Below are 19,163 nucleotides of genomic sequence, written 5' to 3'. Positions count from 1 at the left end.
ATCTTGTAGATTATCAACCAAATAACTCTAGCAAGATGAAAACCTATCCAACCAACTTAACCGAAAATCAATGGCAAATTATTGAAAATATTTTGAATGATAATAGAAAACGCAAACATAAATTAAGAGATATTCTCGATGCAATCTTTTATTTGCTTAAAACAGGCTGCCAATGGCGTATGTTACCAAAAGAATTTGCCCCTTATAACACTGTCTATTTTTATTTTCGAAAATGGAAACACAATGGATTAATTGAAGAAATTCATGAATGTATCAGAGGTATCATTCGTAAGAAATCCGGAAGAGAGGAGTCTCCAAGTGCCGCATGTATTGATAGTCGTTCAGTGAAAACAACGCGTTCTGGGGGACTTTATAGAGGAGTGGATGGTGGAAAAAAAATAAAAGGACGCAAACAGCATATTATTACGGACACTATGGGACTTTTACTTGTGGTAGTTGTGCATGCTGCAAATATCCATGATAGTCAAGCTGCAAAAGATGTTATAAACAAACTCAGGGGGCGGTTCAATCGCTTGACTAAAATATTTGCCGATGGTGGCTATAGAGGTGAATTAATTGAATACGTGAAAAAGCTTTTTGGCTGGGCGATTGAAATAGTACTTCGTACTGATAAAGAAAAACAGTTTATTGTTTTACCTAAACGATGGGTAGTTGAACGAACATTTGCTTGGTTTGAAAGTTACAGAAGGTTAAGTAAAGATTTTGAATATCATACTGATACAAGTGAAACTATGATACAATTAGCAATGATTCGACTAATGCTTAATAGAATTAAAAATTAAATTCAAAACAGTTTCTTAAGGATTGAATCTTTTGTTTTGTGGTTTTATTATTTGCTTGTATTAATTTATCAAACTAGCCTTTACCACAATAAATCCACCCATTTTTTTTGTTCTTCCTTTAAGAGAAAAGTCCAGGCAAGTATTCGGCTGATTTTATTCCCCTGGCTCATTTCAATTGTTTTTACTTCAACCGCTTTGGCTTTATCAAGTTCAAAATAAGCAAGTTTCAGGTTTTCTTTTTTAGAAATAAGGGTAGAAAACCAAAAACAGGAACTGGAAATTTTTTTACTCTGAATTATCATATCTCTCACAAACCTTTCTTCACCACCCTCACACCATAATTCATTGTTTTGTCCACCAAAATTCAGCCTTGGTTTAGTAATTTTCTTATTTTTTAAATTGCTTAATTTTCTTAGGGACGCAGCTTGGTTTTCAGCCATTGAAGCATGAAATGGTGGATTGCATAGAGTAAAATCGAACTTTTCATCTTTTTGAATAATTCCTTGGAAAATATCGTTTTTATTTTTTTGTAATCTGAGTTCAACTTTTCCTTTTAAAGAGGGGTTGAGTTTAATTATTGTTGATGCTGATTCAATAGACACAGGATCAATGTCTGAACCAACAAAGGCCCAGCCATATTCCACATGGCCAAGTATTGGGTAAATACAATTTGCTCCCATTCCAACATCCAGGCATTTTATTTTATTTCCAGTGGGTATTGTACCCTTGTTCATGCTTGCTAATAAATCGGCCATATAATGTATATAGTCTGCTCTTCCTGGTATAGGAGGGCATAGATAATTTGTGGGGATCTCCCAAAAATCAATTCCATAATAATGTTTCAACAGAGCTGAATTTAGCATTTTTACCGCTTTAGGATCAAAAAAATCAATGGATAGGTCCTTGTAAGCATTTGGTCTTATAAATTCAGCAAGTTCAGGACAGGTAGAAATAAGAACCTGGAAATTGTAACGCTCCCGATGTTTGTTTCGGGGATGAATTTTAAGTTTTATTTTTTGGTGTTCTTTCTTTTCTTTTAGCTTATTATCCATTGTTGATTCATTTGCTGTTTATTTAAATTCACACTAAAACAGTTTAAAACAATTAAGTAATTGTATAAGTAACATATAGGATTTGAATTTGGTATAAAGGTAGACTTTACTTTTGATTCATTCTAAAAACAGCTAATGCAAAACCTACGGAATAAGGCCTGTTCCGTAGGTTTTGCATTAGCTGTTTTATTAAAGGAGTGTGTTGATATAGAAAAAATTGTTTTTTTTATTTTCCCTTATTTTACCAGGAGCTTTTCATAGGTGTAAAAATCTTTGCCGGAGGCTGTTAAAAGGTATAAACCAGGGGATAAATTTTCAGATATAGTAACAGTGAATAATTGATTGTTTTTTTCAGGATTCACGGCTTTTGCAAAACAGACACTTCCTGTAAAATCAGTAATGGTAATTGTTAATTCTTCATTTATTTCTCCTTGAAAAAACAGCCTTCCGTTTTCTCCGGTAGCAATAGGGTTAGGATAAAATGCAACTGTTTTTTCGCTAATGTTCATTTTTACTGCCACTAAATTTGAAAAGTCAAAAGTACCATCGAAATCAACTTGTTTTAAACGGTAGTATGAAACTCCGCTTAGTGGATTGTCATCAATAAGTGTGTATTCTTTCAAACCATGATAATTTCCTGCTGCCTTTACTTTCTCCACTTCCAGAAATTCCAGGCCGTTTTGAGACCTTTCAACCAAAAAATAATCAGAATTAGTTTCGGAAGCTGTAGCCCAATTAAGTTTTATTTCTTTTTCCTGGGCCTTAGCTGTAAAAGTTAAGAGTTCAACCGGGAGGGGAGCGGTTAAAAAATTAGCAGTGCTAAGATGAAAGTTGTTTGAAATATTTGCAGCAAGCAATCCGGTTCTGTTTGCTTCAATAGGAACATTCGCTGAGGTTGATGAAGCATGAATTCCAACTACTGAATTGATTAATGTGGATCCAATATCACTTAATTCATTAATTCCAAATCCTTCTCCTCCATATCGTATTTCAAAGTTTCCATTTCCTGCAAAACCATTTAACAATACATTCCAATAGGATTTTGATACAGCCTTTATGGGTGTTCCAGGCGCTACTCCCCATGTTGGATCAGTGTGTGAAGCAAGAAATATTCCTGATGGATAGATACCATAATGCCTTACAGTTATTGTTCCACCAGTTGATGATGAATTGGCTACTCTAAACCAGAAGGGCCGGTAATCTACATTAGATCCAACAGGGAAATGGCTTTTCTGATCCACTAGTGAAAAGTTAAAGCGGTCAAACCATCTGTTGAAATTCCCTCCATAAAACCAACCCGAAGTATATGAAAGGCTGCCTAAGTTTGTTTCAGAGGTTCCAATCATAACGGTTGATTCATTTTGGTTCACACAACCGGCAATTAGTTCTAAATTATTGTTTATTGTAATTCCCACTTCTAAAATTATTTGGGGAATCACTGAAGAAGTATTATTAATGCTTAGACCACCAAAGTTTTGGTTTGAACTCCCGCTTATTGTTTGAAGTGAGTTTCCATTAAAAGTTACCGTTTTATTGTTGTGTAAATATATTCCTTGATTTACCCAATCTTTCCCGATTGAAATATTTTGATTTTGATTAAGGGTTTTTCCTGGATTAATTCTTAGAGTATAAAAATTCCAAATACCATTTTTTATTGAATTTGAACCGTTAATAATTGCAAGCCCGCCAGTTGAGTTGAAAATTCCTTTGTTTACGAAATTAAAGGTGTTATTTAATGTTATTATCCCATTTGATTGTTCAACTCTGTCGGTAGAATTGTTTAAGGTAACCGCTGAATTAAAATGCAGTTCCCCACCTATTACCGTAATTAATAGTTTTGCAGCTCCTGAAATGCTCAATACCTCTCCGTTAAATATACTCTTGCCTTCAGAAATTTTTAATTCAGGAACACTCGCAGAATGGCCAAGCCACGAGCTTGTACCATTTACAGTAAAGGTTCCATTTACTATATCGATTAGGGGTGAAGCAGTACTACTTCCATTTAATTTTAAAGTGCCGGTAAAAGTGAGCGTACCACCTGTAATTGTTAAAACCGCTGAATTCCAAATTTCAATATTTTTCCCGGAAAATGTGCTGTTGAAGCTTGGATTTGCCTTAGCTCCGGTGTAATTAATTGAATTAATAATAATATCATCACCACTTGCCGGTTCACCTGAAGGAAGCCAGTTTTCTGTTGTGTTCCAGTTACTATTGCTGTTTCCTGTCCAGGTTTTTATGGCAGCAAATAGGTTATTAGAATTTAGGGTGATAAATAAAAGATAGAATAAAATGTAGTTTTTTTTCATAATAATTGTTTTTTTCTTACATCAGAAAAAACATACCATCCATTGAAATTATAGTTCAACTAATTGTAATTTAAAAACTTACACTCGATTTGTTCAGTTTGTTTTTTAATAACAGTGTAGAAAATTGATAGTTTTTGTGGAAGTTTATACTGTGAATAAATTAGGACACTACTGAGAATTATAAGCAACAAACTCTTCAAAGGGCTATTGTTTCTGGAATTATAGGTGAAAATGGATAATGGCTTTCACTGAAAATAAATACTAAAACTTTAAGTTAGTCTTTAGCAATACCTCTGAACATGCCTATTACAGGTTGTTGAGCCTTTTTTAAAGTTAAAATTTAAAATTCCAGATGAGATTATTTTTCTTTGCCTTTTTAATTATTCTTTCTGAATCAATTTTTGCCCAGGATAAGCATAAGATAAGTGGTTTTATAAAAGATGGAAAAACGGGGGAAGAACTCATTGGTGCAACTGTATTTATTGAAGAACTAAAAACAGGGGTGGTTGCGGATTTAGACGGATATTATTCCCTCACACTAGATGAGGGTCGCTATACGATCAAGTACAGTTATATAGGTTATGAACCTCAGGCAATGGCACTGGATTTAATGCAAGCAGAAACAATTGATGTTACCCTTGGTCAATCCTCTGCACAGCTAAAAACAGTTGAAGTATCCGCAATAAGAGCCGATGAACACATAAGATCCAATGATATGGGGGTGATTAAAATGAATGTTTCTGATATAAAAACAATTCCGGTTATTTTTGGAGAAACCGACATACTAAAGACCCTTACTCTTATGCCGGGTGTTTCAACAGCAGGAGATGGAAATACCGGATTGTATGTAAGGGGTGGTGGCTCCGACCAGAATCTTATCCTGCTTGATAATGCCCCTGTTTATAATGCCTCTCATTTGCTGGGCTTTTTCTCTGTTTTTAATTCTGATGCACTCAGTGATTTTAAGCTTTACAAAGGAGGCATTCCTGCCAGTTATGGAGGCAGATTATCTTCAGTTCTTGATGTAAAACAAAGAGAAGGCAACATGGAAAAATTTGAAACCTCAGGGGGCCTTGGTTTAATTTCCTCCCGGCTTAGCTTTGAAGGACCATTAATCAAGGATAAAAGTTCCTTTGTTTTTACTGCCCGCAGAACCTATGCAGATATTTTTTTAGGATTGAGCAATGAAGAAAGAATAAAAAATTCAACCCTTTATTTCTACGATTTTAACTTTAAAGCAAATTTGAAAATATCTGATAAAGACAAGATTTTCATTTCTGCTTACTACGGAAAGGACGTTTTTAAGTACAATGAATTGTTTGGTTTTAACTGGGGAAACACAACGGGAACAGTGGGATGGAGCCATATTCACAATGAAAAACTGATTATGAACACTTCCTTGATTTACAGCAATTATGCCTATAGTTTTGATCTTTTTGTAGATGACACGGATGTGAATTTAAAATCAGGAATAAAAGATTACAATTTAAAAGTGGATTGGGATTGGTATAAAAATGAAAACAATCAAATCAAGTTTGGTTTGAGCTCTATTTTTCATGATTTTTCACTTCCTTCCTTCAGCACTACTAGTTCGGAGATAGAAGATCTTAAAGTGCCCTCGCGCTTTGCTATTGAAAGTGCTGCATATATTCACAATGAACAGGTAATAAGTCCCAGATTATCCGTAAATTATGGCCTTAGGTATTCCTTATTTAAACTAAAAGGCCCTGGTGATGTTTATACTTTTGATGAAGCAGTTGAAAGGGTTATAGACACCACAAGTTATGGATCAGATCATGTTTACAGTTCATACGGAGGATTAGAGCCTAGAATATCTTTCACTTACATGCTTTCAGAAAAAAGCTCTGTTAAAACTGCCTATAACCGTACACGCCAATACATGCACCTTTTATCCAATACAAGTTCCGGAAGCCCTACTGATTTATGGATACCCGTGAGTGATGTGTTGCAACCACAAATAGGTAATCAAATATCTTCAGGATATTTCAGGAATTTCAAGGACAATATGTTTGAAACTTCGGTGGAGGTTTATTATAAAACCATGCAAAACATTGTTGATTATAAGAACGGGGCCAATATTTTGTTTAACCCAACCATTGAAACCGAATTGCTTTTTGGCAAGGGCTGGGCTTATGGTATTGAATTTTTTGTAAGGAAGAAGGTGGGTGCAGTGAATGGTTGGATAGGCTATACCCTTTCACGCTCCATGAGACAAATTGAAGGAATTAACAACAACAATCCATATCCTCAAAGGTATGACAGAACCCATGATTTAAATATTATGCTTGGTTATCAAATTAGCACCAACTGGAATATATCGGGTACCTGGATTTATGCAACAGGCAATCCAGTTACATTCCCTGTTGGTAAGTATGAATACGAAGGTCGTGTGATTAGTTTTTATACTCAACGCAATGCATATAGACTAGAGCCATACCATAGAATGGATCTTTCAGCTACTTATGAGCCGAATAATTCAGAAAAAAAGTTTCAGTCCAGTTGGAACTTCTCCCTATTCAATGTGTATGGAAGGGAGAATCCATATATGATAAATTTCAGAGAAAGTGAAACAAAACCCGGTCAACAAGAAGCAGTTCGTGTGGCATTATTCAGAATTGTTCCTTCAGTAACCTGGAATTTTAAATTTTAAATATTCACAATCCATGTTCAAAACCTTCACATATAGGAATGAACATAACAAGGCTCCCGGTAAATTTGGATAACAATTAAAATCAAGTTGAATGTATATGAAAAAACAATTTAAAAATATCATTTTTATTCCGGGTTTAGTTTTTCTTGTAATTGCTGTTGTTTCCTGTGAAAAGGTAATAGAGGTTGATTTGAATGAGGAAAATTCTAAAATAATAGTGGAAGGCGGCATTTCAAACCAACATACAGCAGATACCATTAGGTTAAGCAGAACAGGAAGTTATTTTGGAGATAATAATTTTCAAAGCATAACAGGTGCAGAAGTTAGTGTTTCAGACAATATGGGAAAAAATGAATTACTCCTTGAAGTTAGTTCTGGAACTTACGTTACTTCTGAAATAAAGGGGATTCCAGGAAATAGTTATCAGTTAACAGTAAAAAGCGATGGGGAAACAATTTCAGCAGGATCACAAATGACTGAGCCGGTTCAAATACAATATCTTTCGTACCGGGAAAAAGAAAGGACTTTGGGAACCAGGCAAGGTAATTATGTTACCTTCTTTTTTAAGGACCCCTCAAATGAAAGGAATTTTTACCTGGTAAAAGCAAGTGGAACAAGCGTTGAATATAATCACGGTAGTGATAATTTTTTTGTGGTAAATGATGATTTTTTTGATGGAAATAATTTTGGTATTGAGATTCCTTTTTGTCATTTTAATTCCGGTATTGCCACAGTTGAATTAATTTCAATCGACAAGAATGCTTTTGATTATTATAAATCCTTAAATGAAGTGATTAACAATCCAGGCCCGGGAGCCTTTTCAGGTGTTCCTCAATATCCCACAACCAGTAATTTAACAGGTGAAGCACTAGGTTATTTCAGAACATTTTCATCCTCTGTGAAATCAATAAGGATTTATTGAGTATTGATAATTTACGGAGAATGATTTATTTCCAGTTTTTCTGATTCCAGTTTTTCTGAGAGATATCTAAAAAAATTTAGTGTAATCATAACACTGATTTTTTTCCATTTAGAGCAGCTAAAGTATTTAGAAAATTCTGACTTTTCAAATTAATATTTAAGGCTGGTTGCTTAGTTTTTTCTGCATAGGTCAAGTTGTCGATTACATTATCCTTCCTGTCTGCTACGCTTGAAAGATAGTAGAAAGTACGGACTTTTTCAATAGCCCCAAGTTGCCAGCTTGCTTCTAAGAATGTTGAAGCTAGTGTTTTTTCATCCGCTTGAATAAAACTTTCGATTAAAGTCATCAACTAATAATTGATACTTTCTTTTAAGGTTTTTAGTTCAATGTGAACAAGTCCACATATTATTAAAATTTCTCCAGTAAAGTATGCTAAACCGAGAATTGTAAGTCTATTATAAAAATAGATTACGAGGCCTAGTGTCAAAATACAGTAGGTCAAATTTGCCACAATAATAGGTCTTAAAAGTTTTTGTGAGTTATTGTGTGAAAACAAAAAACAAGAGAATGAATAAATTGCAAAAATCAATGCTACTATTGAAAGTATTGTCAGTGTCTTTCTAGGCATTCCAAAATATTCATTGTAAGTCCTTATTGTCATCAGGAGAATAGCTGTTAAAACAGCTCCTAGTTCGTCAATTAAGAAAACAGTTTTGGGTTTCAAGGTCAGAGTTTTTGTGTTTTTTATTTCCAATTATAAAAATAGATAAAGCAAATTCTTGAATGGTCATCAGCGGGAGTTAAAATTTCTTACTTGCCAAACACCCTTAACAAATAAACTCCTGCTGCCTGCCAAAATGGTGCAGAATAACGAAATGCAGGATTTTTTGCTTCGCTTGCCTTTACAATTTTTTTCACAATGCTTTGCAAGGATTTATGCTCTAAAATTTTAAATGCCAGTTGTTCTTCCCTTTTGATTTTCTCGCTGATCTTATAAAAGTAAGATTGCTCATTCATCCATTCAAATTTTTTAGCCACGTTTTTTTGGTTGAAGCCGGTATGGTATGCTCCCGGCTCTATTATGGAGACATGCACATTCTTAGTGATTTTTCTCATTTCTTGCCTAAAAGAATCAATGCCACCGGCAAGGGCAAACTTGGTCATAGAATATGAGCCCAGAAAAGGCATCGCAACACGCCCTGCCAAAGAGCCAATGAATAGAATGCTCCCTTTGTCCTTTTTCATCATATGCTTTAGACAAAGTTGAGAAAGTGCTATGGGTGAGAATACATTTACTTCAAAATTATTACGGATTTTATCAACCGGTATTTCTGCAAGAGAGCCCGATTCTCCCATTCCTGCGTTATTTATTAGTACATCCAGATCATAAGTTAAAATCTTTTCCCTGTCCTTGGGAATAGTAACATCAAGCTGGAAAGCTTCAAGAGAGATATTGTTTTTCTCACACCAATCTTTAAGCTCATGGGCTTGAGATAGCTTATGGGTTGTTGCAATAACCCTATGTCCTTTTTTTGCCAGGGCAATGGCAGTTTCCCTTCCAATACCGCTTCCCGCTCCGGTAATTAAGATGTTTTTAATTTGCATGCTTTTAAATTTTCCTTGTTTGATTAAAATATCATTTACAAAATTAAACCTTTATTTTTTAGCAATTTTATGCCCCCTAACTCTTCAATTCTATTTGAGGAACCGGAGGATAAAAACAAAGTTGCCCTATTCACTAGAAACATAGCATCAAAAATATGCATTAATCCAATGGCTAATTCCTGCCTTGATAGTTCCATAAAAAAGAACTAGAGGGCCAATTTTTTTTAGGATTTATTTCTCTTCAATTTTGTTAATATAATCCGGTTATAAAATATTGTTGTCCATTCTAAATAGACTATTCATCTTGCATTAGTGCAAGTATAGAATTCATCTTCCGCAGATCCAAAGTCATTGCGGATAAAGGATTAGGAGAAGTAATTGGATGCTATTTGAAAAGTCTAAGCTTTCTGTTATCTTCATAATGGTGAAGAGTAAGGGTGCAAAACAACCACTATTGATAATTACCGGAACCTTTATAAGGATTGTCATTTAATTGCCATTATGGATTATATCTTTTTTTCAAATTGGGATAGTATTATAAGGACTGTACTTCTGACATCCCTAGGCTATTTTTCTATAGTTATACTTTTAAGAGTTTCAGGAAAGAGAACATTATCCAAGATGAATGCTTTTGATTTTGTAATTACTATTGCCCTTGGTTCTTGTTTGGCCACACTTTCCTTAAACAAAAATGTTACTCTTGCAGAGGGCGTTATCTCTTTATCTTTATTGATCTTCCTTCAGTTTTTAATGACATGGTTATCTGTGCGAATCAGTAAGTTCAAATTTTTTATAACAAGCAGCCCTACTTTGGTTTTTTACCAGGGAGAGTTTTTGCACAAAGTAATGAAGGAGCAAAGAATTACAGTGGAGGAGATTTATAATGCCGGTAGATTAAAAGGCTTGACCTCATTAGATAACATTGAAATGATAATTTTTGAAGCAACAGGAGATTTATCCATTATTGAAAGAAGGACAAAGGGTAGAATAAATACGGATGAAAACATTGACTTTAAGAATTAATTACTCCTCCAAAAAAACATTTCTGTCTTCTGGTTCTTTTTTTATAGAACTATGTAGGGGTGGTTTGGATATCAAGATACCCCCGAACGCACTAAGCAGCTACCCTTGCAGCAAGCAAAATCTTTGCATTCAATGTCCTTTATTATAGCGAAGGCTAAGAAGAACAAAATCATAATGCTTTTTTTTGCCATCTTTCTTTGGGATGTCCTTTAGTAAAGATCATAAAAAGTTGAAACAACTGTGTTTTATTCAGCTAAATCACTATCTAACATCACTTTTTGTTCCCTTATATAGTAAATTTTATTCATTACTATTTGGTTAGGAACTGTTATTAAGAATGATGGGTTCTTAAGCCCAGGCATACACCTGATGAAACGTAATTTAATTAAAAACCGAATTTAGATTCATTGGAATTAATTGGTGATAATTTTTTCCTTTGCAATTTCAATTGCTTTATCAAGAAACTCATCCTTTCCTTGTGCAATTCCGCTAATGGTTTTGTAAACATATACATCTGGTAAAATTCCGATTCCATGCAATTGGCTACCATTGTGTTTCACTACCTTCATTCCTGTCCATGAAATTTTGTAATCTCCAGGAAGTTTAAAAGGATTAACATTGCCATTAGTCCCTGCGGTTGGCTGACCAACAATTGTTGCAAGTTTGTATCCTTCAATGTAAGCCATATAGCTTTCAGCGTAGCTTATAGCTTGTGCATCAATTATGAAAATGACTTTTCCACCCAAATACGGCTTCTTTGCCTTGAGTCCCCATCCGTGTTGACTATAACCAATGTTTTTTTCTTGGTTAGGATAAATAATTTGTGGCACCAGCATCCAGGCTTTTGTTGTATCATCCGATTTTAATAGATGAGAAATAAAATCATGGTTGCTGTTAGGGTAACCTCTTAAATCACAAATAATTGCTTGTGCTTTTAAGAGTTCAGGCATTATTTTATTTATCGTACCCGATGTTATGTAATTGATGTTTAAATAAATTATGCTCTCTTCAATAACTTTATATTCCTCTGGATTTTTTGGTTGTTGTATTAAAGATAAGTCTTCCTCATGTTTTAAAATTAAAATTCTACCATTTACTTCAATTTGCATTTCTGTGTCTTTATAACCGGTTACTGAAGTATGTTTTGCAATAAAATCAAGTCTTCCCTTTGTAGAAGCGGAAATACGATTTTCAATAGGCTTGAAAAATTCTTCAGGAGTTTGGTCATTTATTTTAGATACAATGTCTCCCGGTTTAATATCAAGATCTTCATTTCTCACCTTTGTAATTACCAGTTTGTTTTCAATCCATTCCCAGGAAACAGGTAACCTGAAAATACCTGGCAATCCACCTTTTACCCGAATATGCCCGTCTTGTAAGGGTGCGGTAAACTCCTGTAAAGTATGAAGAAAATCTGTTGCTGTTTTGTTGGAATAACATTTTTCCAATGCCGTATGCAGTTCTTTTTCCCAGTTTACATCCACTACATTAAAGTAAGGATAGAAATGTTGAAACACATTCCATACATTTATTGTATTTCCATGCCTCAATTCCAATTTTTCAGGATTTATTTCAACATTTTGCAATGCAAGGTCCAACTCTTTTTTCTTCTCCCCATCTGAAATTGGATAACTACCCTTTTTATTAAAATATAAAGTCATTGGAACAATACAGGAAATTCCGCTTCCTATATCTTTATTGATTGCTTGTTCAAATAAAGGATTTGATTTGAACAAATTTTTTCCCGAAGATTTGGGTGATTTATTTACCCTTATGCTTTTATATATTCCTTGTTGGTATTCCATATCAGTACTTACCCCATTATGCTGCCAATAGGTTTGTTTATAACCAGCAATGTTGATGGGTGTTACAGAAGTGGGATCAAAATCTGTTTTAATTGAAGAATCATAAAATTTAATTGTGGGAGCAATGGGCAAAAATAATTTATTAAGGCAAAGCAAAAGTTCTTCTTTTGTTGAACATTTCTCTACTTCCTTTGCCCCATAAATAGCATATTTTCCCCATTCAATTTCAGAAGCTTCATCACTTGGATGAAAATATTTTACATATCCATAAGCCTTGCTAAAGGTTTTTAAATATTCAATTTGTTGTTTGTTTTGTGAGTAGGCATGTAAAGAAATTAAGAAGAAAAATGCAAATAAATAGCTTTTCATGGGGTGTTTTTTTATCGAAAGTAGTAAAATGTTTTCTTAAACATTCACTAAAAACACACATCATTTTACTTTCATTTCTGATAAGGAAAGAAATTAGCCTTAATCCTATTAGGAAAGAAATGGCTCTTCGTAAGGCTAACATCGCTCAGGGGATTACAAAAAGACCAAACTTTAGATACGATGGTGTTGGTTGTCATTTTTACTTATACTTCTGCTATTCTTATTTAAAATTAAGTTGCTACTATATCTATCTTATTAATATAATGTTGTTTGGGAATAGATATTACGCCATTTCATGGGCGAAGGGCGTTGCCCCTCGTTTGAAGATGTCACCCCACCCTTTGGGGCTATTAATATGTTAAAAATGGTAACACAATTTACACGGAATATTGATAAATTTTATAAAAAATCCCCTTCTGGTTTTAGAAAATTTGTGCAAACTACTTCTGATCAAGAATTTCCTTCACTATTTCATCATCTATAATTGCCTCATCTGCATCTCCTGTTTTTAAAGGCGGAGTAAATAAAAAATCATGCATAAACAAGGATGTATCTCCCGATAAATAAGCAATAACATTAGTGGCAAGAAATTCTCTTGCGTCCTCTACTGTTCTTTCTCCAATTGCAATTTCGTGGGCAAGATTTAATGTTAAATAATTCATGTATTCATTGTCGCATCTTGCAGAAATTTTTCCTTTTGTTCTGTCAACAACAATATTCCCGCTGTATTTTGAAATATCAGCTAATTTATCCATTGGAACAGTGTAGTTAATTGATTGTTCCAATACAGCCTTATGTGGGAATGGGAAATTATTGTTTACCTCTTCCCTAAATACAATTGTCTCTTTAAAATCACCCTTGTTGTGCCAAATTAAACGATATTCTGTTATTTCATCAGGAAGTCCATATTTTTCAACCATAGTTTTTGCCGCTTTGCTTGCTGTTTTAGGCCAGTTTTGTACATGTTCCAGTATTCTTTTTTTAGTCCAGTCTTTCTGGAATTGTGTGCAAGTGTCTGGTGTTTTTTGAAGCACATTAACACAAGCATTCAATGCTAAAAATAGAGCAATTGCTGCAGTTACTAAAATGAATTTTATTTTTTTCATATGGATATGATTTTTTAAAAAAAAAAGTTTGCACTATTTCTCTTTGTATCTGTTGTTATTAAAGGAAACTTGCATAATATCCGTTTAGTATTTTCAAACGATTCAGTTACGTTTTTTTTAGGCCTGCCTTTGAATTCAGCTGATGGAGGCCTGGTAAAGTTTTCAACTCAACCGATTGTAGCTTGGCGTAGTTTTCAACCATTATTCAGAAATAGGATTCTTCACATATCCCATCCTTGCCATTTTCTCAACCTCTATGCTTGGAAAGCCAAACTCCTGAACTACTCTTCCCAAAATCAAGTAAACGCCACTGCCTGTAAAGGGGTAATTTTTCAAACTCGGTGGAAAGTGTGTGGTGTCAAAGAAGTTGCCCTGCTCGTCCAGGAAAGTTCCGAAGGCCATTAAATCTCCCCGGATGGTTCTTACGCCTTTGTAGGTAACGTAATTGCCAACCATTCTTACTGTTTTACCAATGTGTTCCAAAAGTTCCTTTGCCTTACATTCGCCCCTGAAATCAGACTTTAACAAATCAAAGGCAGAGAGCGTGACAGGGAATTCAAGCAATTCCAGTTCATCATAGGCATCGCTTATTTTGTTAACCGTTAATTCAGGGATTTCCCAGTGGGGAACAGCAACTTCGAACATAGCAATGGAAGAGGCAGCCTGTTTGGTTTTTTCTTTATCAAACAACATGTATGCCTCCCAGAGCAATTGTCTTTTATTCTGCCCGGTAAAACGCAGGGCATTCATGCGTATGAGCGTGCGCAAGGATTCAATTCCAATGTTTGTTCGTAAAATAAAATCTTCCAAATCTTTATACTTTCCCTTGTTTTTCCTTTCCCTTTCAATGGTATTGGCACTTGTTTGTTCCATAGATTTAATGTGAATAAATCCCAGGAAAACATCAGTGCCCTTAAGGGAAGTTAAATAGCTACTGCGGTTTACGCAAGGAAGGTGAAGCGTTCCGCCTGCTTTTTTTGTTTCATTGATGTAAATTTTTGTTGGGTAAAAGCCCCCGAAATTGTTTATTACCGCAACCATAAACTCTAAAGGGAAATATGTTTTTAAATATAGGCTTTGATAGCTTTCCACAGCATAGCTGGCAGAGTGTGCTTTGCTAAAACTATACCCGGCAAAGGATTCTATCTGTCTCCAAACTTCTTTGCTTAATTGAGGGGAATATCCCATTGCTTTGCAATGCACGAAATACTTTTCTGTAATCTCTTCCAGGTGTTTTTTATTCCTGGATTTCCCGCTCATCATCCTGCGCAAAACATCGGCATCTGCTAAATCCAGCCCTCCAAAGTGGTGGCCTACTTTTAGAACGTCTTCCTGGAACACCATCACACCAAAGGTTTCCCTGAGCTGATCTTTCATTACGGGATGTAAATATTCAATTGCAGCAGGATCGTGAAAACGCTGAATATAAGCTTTCATCATTCCGCTTTTGGCAACTCCGGGGCGAATGATGGAACTTGCAGCCACCAGGGTTAAATAATCCTCGCATTTAAGTTTTTTTAATAATCCCCTCATGGCAGGGCTTTCAATGTAAAAGCAGCCAATGGTATCTCCTGATTTTAATTGCAGCCTTACTTTTTCGTCTGTTTTGAACTTTTGAATATCATGTATATCTACTTTTATCCCCCTGTTTTTAAAAATAATTTCGGCAGCATCCTTAATATGGCCAATGCCCCGCTGGCTTAGAATATCCAGTTTTTCAAAGCCTATATCTTCTGCCTGGTGCATATCGAATTGTGTAGTTTGAAAACCCTTGGGGGGCAGATCCAGGGCAGTATAACAGGTAATTGGTTCTTCAGAAATAAGAATGCCGCAGGAATGAATGGTACGCATATTGGGGAAATCTTCTATTGCAGAATAATGTGAGAGAACATCAGTGCAAATATCATTTTGGTTTAAGGGCGAAGCTGGATATTTTATCAGTCGATCAATGTCTTCTTTGGGCAATCCGTATACCTTCCCCATTTCCCGGATAATGGAACGATCTTTAAAAGTGGACATGGCACCCAATAAGGCAGTGTGTTTTCTCCCATAGCGCTTAAATATGTAATCAATTACATCATCCCGTTCCTGCCAGCTGTAATCAATGTCAAAATCAGGAGGCGATTTTCTTTTTGGGTTTAAAAAACGCTCAAAATACAAATCCAGTTCAATGGGGCAGACATCAGTAATTCTTAAACAATATGCCACTACGCTGTTTGCGCCACTCCCCCTGCCAACATGGTAATACCCCCTTTGCATGGAATAGCGGATAATATCGGCCGTTATTAGAAAGTAGGCGCAAAAACCCAGGTTTTGAATAATTTCCAATTCTTTATTTACCCGTTCAATGGCTGTTTTGTTTTGTGTTCCATACCGGAATTTCAAACCATCATATGCGAGTTTTTCCAGTAATAACTTGTCATCATAAGCATTTCCAGTATACGTTTTTTTGTTTTTCCCGCTTTTAAAATCAAAACTAAAATTGCAATCACGGATAATTCTATTTGTGTTTTCAATTAAATGCGGGTAATCAGCATATTTTTTCAGCAGTTGTTTTTCAGGTATTATAAACTCATCGGTTCCTGCCAATTGCCCTGGTTTAACTTGCGAGAGCAGTATGTTGTTATGGATTGCCCTTAATTTTTTATGAATTTCATATCCCTTGTAATCCTTGTATGTATAGGGTTGTTGTATAACATACTTTGTTTGCTGGGCAGGCTTTTCATGAACAAGTTGATTCAGCTGGCCCGGCCGTACACCAAGGTATTCATGCTCTTTGAGTGATTCCGGTTTTATTTTGCCGTAGGGGTAGATGACATAACAATTTAAAAAATCAGGTTTAGAAGGGAGTTGAATTTGAGCTAAATTGCAGTTGGTCATTAATTCGTTTATTTCCTTAAAGCCAGCGTTGTTCCTGGCAAGGGCTATAAACAACAATTCATCTTTATTTCTGAACTCCATTCCCACAAGGGGTTTTATTCCTTTTTCAATGCAAATTTTAACAAAATCAAGTATGCCCGATGAATTGTTAATGTCGGTAATGGCCACTGCTTCATAACCATTATAAATGGCCCATTGCACAAGCTCTTCCAAAGGAATAACCCCGTAGCGTAAACTGTAATTGGAATGTGCATTGAGTATCATTTTTTAAGGTCTAATCCAACACTGCGCATTATTGCCTTTACTCCAAACCTTAGGCGAATCCTGTCCAGGGACTGGTAGAGGTTTATCATTTCTTCGGTATCGTCAAACAAGCTGATTTGGGTTTGACCCGAAACCAGGTGGCTGAACTTTACACCAATCAAACGGATTAGCACTCTTCGTGTATAGTTTTTTTTGAATAATTCCAAAGTCTTATCCAGTAATACATGATCGGAAGCTGTGTAAGCGATCCTGCTTTGAAAGGTATGTGTTTGAAAATCGGAATACCTGAGTTTTAGGGTAACACACCCTGTTACTTTTTTTGATTTCCTTAAATCGAAGGCTAAACCTTCAATCATGGTAATGAGTGTTTTTTTTAGCTGTTCAATATCCGTTGTGTCCTTGTCAAAAGTTCTTTCGGAGCTCATGCTTTTTTGTTCCGAATAGGGTGCAACCGGGCTATTGTCCACTCCGTTTGCCTTTCTCCATATAATTCCGCCATTTTCACCAAGCACTTTTTGAATAATTTCAAGGGGCATTTGCTGAATTGTTTCTACTTTTTCTATTCCCATGTTGCGTAACATGAGATAGGTTTTATCACCAATTCCCGGAATTTTTTTAATGGATAAGGGAGCTAAAAAAAGTTTTTCAATGCCCGGATCAATGTTTTTTTCACCATTGGGCTTAGCCTCTCCCGTAGCTATTTTAGAAACTGTTTTGTTTACAGATAAACCGTAAGAAATAGGAAGTCCTGTTTCCTTTATTATTTTTTGCCGCAGCTCATGTGTCCATTGCATGCTGTTTTTTATATAGCGGTCCATACCGGTAATGTCCAGGTAATGTTCGTCAATGGAAGCCTTTTCCACTAAAGGGGCTTCGTTTTCAATAATCTGGGTAACCAATTTGGAATATTTGGAATAGGTATCCATGTCTCCGCGAACAAAGATGGCATGAGGGCAAAGTTGCCTGGCCATTTTTGCCGGCATGGCACTGTGAACACCGAATTTCCTGGCCTCGTAACTGCATGATGCCACCACTCCCCGGTCGGAAGTACCGCCAATAATAACAGGCTTTCCAAACAGGCTGCTGTCCATAAGGCGTTCCACCGATACGAAAAAGGAATCTAAATCCATGTGAACAACTGTTCTTTCCATTTTTTTTTGAATTGAAATTTTTTATACATTTGTTATTTAAAATAACAATGTTGTGTTACCTATAATAACGTTTTTAAATGGAAAAACAAACAATTTTTTTAGCAAGCAACCTTAAGTTGTTGAGAGATAGAAAGAAAAAAACGCAAGGCGATGTAGCAGCAAGCTTAAAAGTTACCCGCGCAAAGATCAATGCATTTGAAAACGGAGTAAATGTTAACCCCAAAATAGAAGATCTGGCAAAGTTTACAGCCTACTTTAAAGTAAGTGTGGATTCCCTGCTTTGGGTGAATTTAAAGCGATTAACCGAATTGCAGCTGCGTAATTTAGAGGCCGGGAATGATGAATATATTATGGGGACAAAAATCCGGGTATTGGCAACAACTGTGGATTCTAAAAACAGGGAAAACATCGAAATAGTTAGCCTTAAAGCCAAGGCAGGATATACCCAGGGATACAGCAATCCTGAATTTATTGGAAGCTTGCAATGCTTTCACCTTCCGGTTTTATCCCCAAACAGGAAGTTTAGGATGTTTCAAATAGAGGGCGATTCCATGTTGCCCATACCCGATAAATCTTATGTTATTTCCGAATTTGTTGAAAACTGGAATACCATTAAAAATGGCCAGGCATGCATTGTTTTGACCAAAGATGAAGGCATTGTTTTTAAAGAAGTAAGCAATAATTTAAAGCAAGAGGGAACGCTTTTGATGCATTCACTGAATCCCCTGTTCAAAGATTATTCTATAAAAGCCAGTGAAATAAATGAGGTATGGAAATTCGTGAGTTACCTAAGCAGCCAGATTCCTGAAAGCGGAATTACTTTGGAGCATTTAGGAACGATGCTACTGGATATAAAAGCAGAAATAAGCAAGGGGAGAAAATAAACAGTTTTAGTTTCAGCAGTTTTTACGCGGTGGTACATATTTTGGTTGTTTGTCCTAAACAGCAGCGGGTGTCCTTCTTATTCAAGGACATTAAACTGGAATGGGAGGCCTGCTTAAAAGAATAATTCCTGAAGTTCTGGAAGTGGTTGCTGAGGCATGTTCTTCGACTTTGCTCAGATCTCCCATTGCGTTGTCCTTGGCTGTACTCAGACTGAGTAGCGCATTGGTTCTGTTTTCAAAAAAAAACATCAATCTTATTAACGGTCATACTGACCGAACAAGGTAATTTAAATTTGTATCTTGCGAGCTTAAATCCAAACTG

General features: G+C 35.5%; 14 protein-coding genes. 6 read left to right on the top strand and 8 right to left on the bottom strand.

The annotated features are described in order from the left end of the window. Positions 1-35: 35 nt before the first annotated feature. Positions 36-803, top strand: coding sequence for an IS5 family transposase (locus H0V01_09925; GenBank protein ID MBA2583689.1), 768 nt, complete (start codon positions 36-38; stop codon positions 801-803). A gap of 80 nt (positions 804-883) precedes the next feature. On the opposite strand, the gene rlmF is transcribed toward H0V01_09925, so the two are convergent. Beyond that, entirely contained in the window at positions 884-1,855 is a 972-nt protein-coding gene (rlmF, locus tag H0V01_09920) for a 23S rRNA (adenine(1618)-N(6))-methyltransferase RlmF (GenBank protein ID MBA2583688.1), read from the bottom strand. A gap of 236 nt (positions 1,856-2,091) precedes the next feature. Next, entirely contained in the window at positions 2,092-4,161 is a 2,070-nt protein-coding gene (locus H0V01_09915; protein MBA2583687.1) for a T9SS type A sorting domain-containing protein, read from the bottom strand. Positions 4,162-4,513: 352 nt separating this feature from the next. Between H0V01_09915 and H0V01_09910 the strand changes: the two genes are divergently transcribed. Together H0V01_09910 and H0V01_09905 are read left to right on the top strand one after the other, a co-directional pair. Beyond that, on the top strand, positions 4,514-6,832 hold the full coding sequence (locus tag H0V01_09910; protein ID MBA2583686.1) for a TonB-dependent receptor: 2,319 nt from the start codon (positions 4,514-4,516) through the stop codon (positions 6,830-6,832). Between the two features lie 97 nt (positions 6,833-6,929). Continuing rightward, complete coding sequence (locus H0V01_09905) at positions 6,930-7,754, top strand: DUF4249 domain-containing protein (GenBank protein MBA2583685.1); 825 nt, start codon at positions 6,930-6,932, stop codon at positions 7,752-7,754. A gap of 85 nt (positions 7,755-7,839) precedes the next feature. Here H0V01_09905 and H0V01_09900 read toward each other — a convergent pair whose 3' ends face one another. Together H0V01_09900 and H0V01_09895 are read right to left on the bottom strand one after the other, a co-directional pair. Then, positions 7,840-8,100 carry a hypothetical protein gene (locus H0V01_09900; GenBank protein ID MBA2583684.1) on the bottom strand — a complete coding sequence of 87 codons (261 nt, stop codon included), beginning with the start codon at positions 8,098-8,100 and terminating at the stop codon, positions 7,840-7,842. A 464-nt stretch (positions 8,101-8,564) separates the two neighbouring features. Beyond that, positions 8,565-9,359, bottom strand: a complete 795-nt coding sequence (locus H0V01_09895; GenBank protein ID MBA2583683.1) for an SDR family oxidoreductase — start codon at positions 9,357-9,359, stop codon at positions 8,565-8,567. 501 nt (positions 9,360-9,860) lie between these two features. Between H0V01_09895 and H0V01_09890 the strand changes: the two genes are divergently transcribed. Continuing rightward, complete coding sequence (locus H0V01_09890; protein MBA2583682.1) at positions 9,861-10,382, top strand: DUF421 domain-containing protein; 522 nt, start codon at positions 9,861-9,863, stop codon at positions 10,380-10,382. 413 nt (positions 10,383-10,795) lie between these two features. Here H0V01_09890 and H0V01_09885 read toward each other — a convergent pair whose 3' ends face one another. From H0V01_09885 to dinB, 4 genes are all read right to left on the bottom strand, one after another. Continuing rightward, positions 10,796-12,556, bottom strand: coding sequence for a hypothetical protein (locus H0V01_09885; protein ID MBA2583681.1), 1,761 nt, complete (start codon positions 12,554-12,556; stop codon positions 10,796-10,798). Between the two features lie 440 nt (positions 12,557-12,996). Next, complete coding sequence (locus tag H0V01_09880) at positions 12,997-13,662, bottom strand: hypothetical protein (GenBank protein MBA2583680.1); 666 nt, start codon at positions 13,660-13,662, stop codon at positions 12,997-12,999. Between the two features lie 201 nt (positions 13,663-13,863). Beyond that, positions 13,864-16,806 (bottom strand): DNA polymerase III subunit alpha, encoded by a 2,943-nt coding sequence (locus tag H0V01_09875; protein MBA2583679.1) that lies wholly within the window; start codon positions 16,804-16,806, stop codon positions 13,864-13,866. After that, entirely contained in the window at positions 16,803-17,957 is a 1,155-nt protein-coding gene (dinB, locus tag H0V01_09870) for a DNA polymerase IV (GenBank protein MBA2583678.1), read from the bottom strand. The genes H0V01_09875 and dinB overlap by 4 nt, the downstream gene beginning before the upstream one ends. Before the next feature lie 77 nt (positions 17,958-18,034). On the opposite strand from dinB, the gene H0V01_09865 reads away from it, so the two are divergent. After that, complete coding sequence (locus tag H0V01_09865; GenBank protein MBA2583677.1) at positions 18,035-18,841, top strand: LexA family transcriptional regulator; 807 nt, start codon at positions 18,035-18,037, stop codon at positions 18,839-18,841. A 100-nt stretch (positions 18,842-18,941) separates the two neighbouring features. Continuing rightward, positions 18,942-19,127: a hypothetical protein gene (locus tag H0V01_09860; GenBank protein MBA2583676.1), complete on the top strand. Its 186-nt coding sequence runs from the start codon at positions 18,942-18,944 to the stop codon at positions 19,125-19,127. Positions 19,128-19,163: the final 36 nt, after the last annotated feature.

Source organism: Bacteroidota bacterium (genome assembly GCA_013696965.1).
In the GTDB taxonomy this organism is placed as follows: domain Bacteria; phylum Bacteroidota; class Bacteroidia; order JACCXN01; family JACCXN01; genus JACCXN01.
This window is presented reverse-complemented; position numbering and strand designations above follow the sequence as displayed.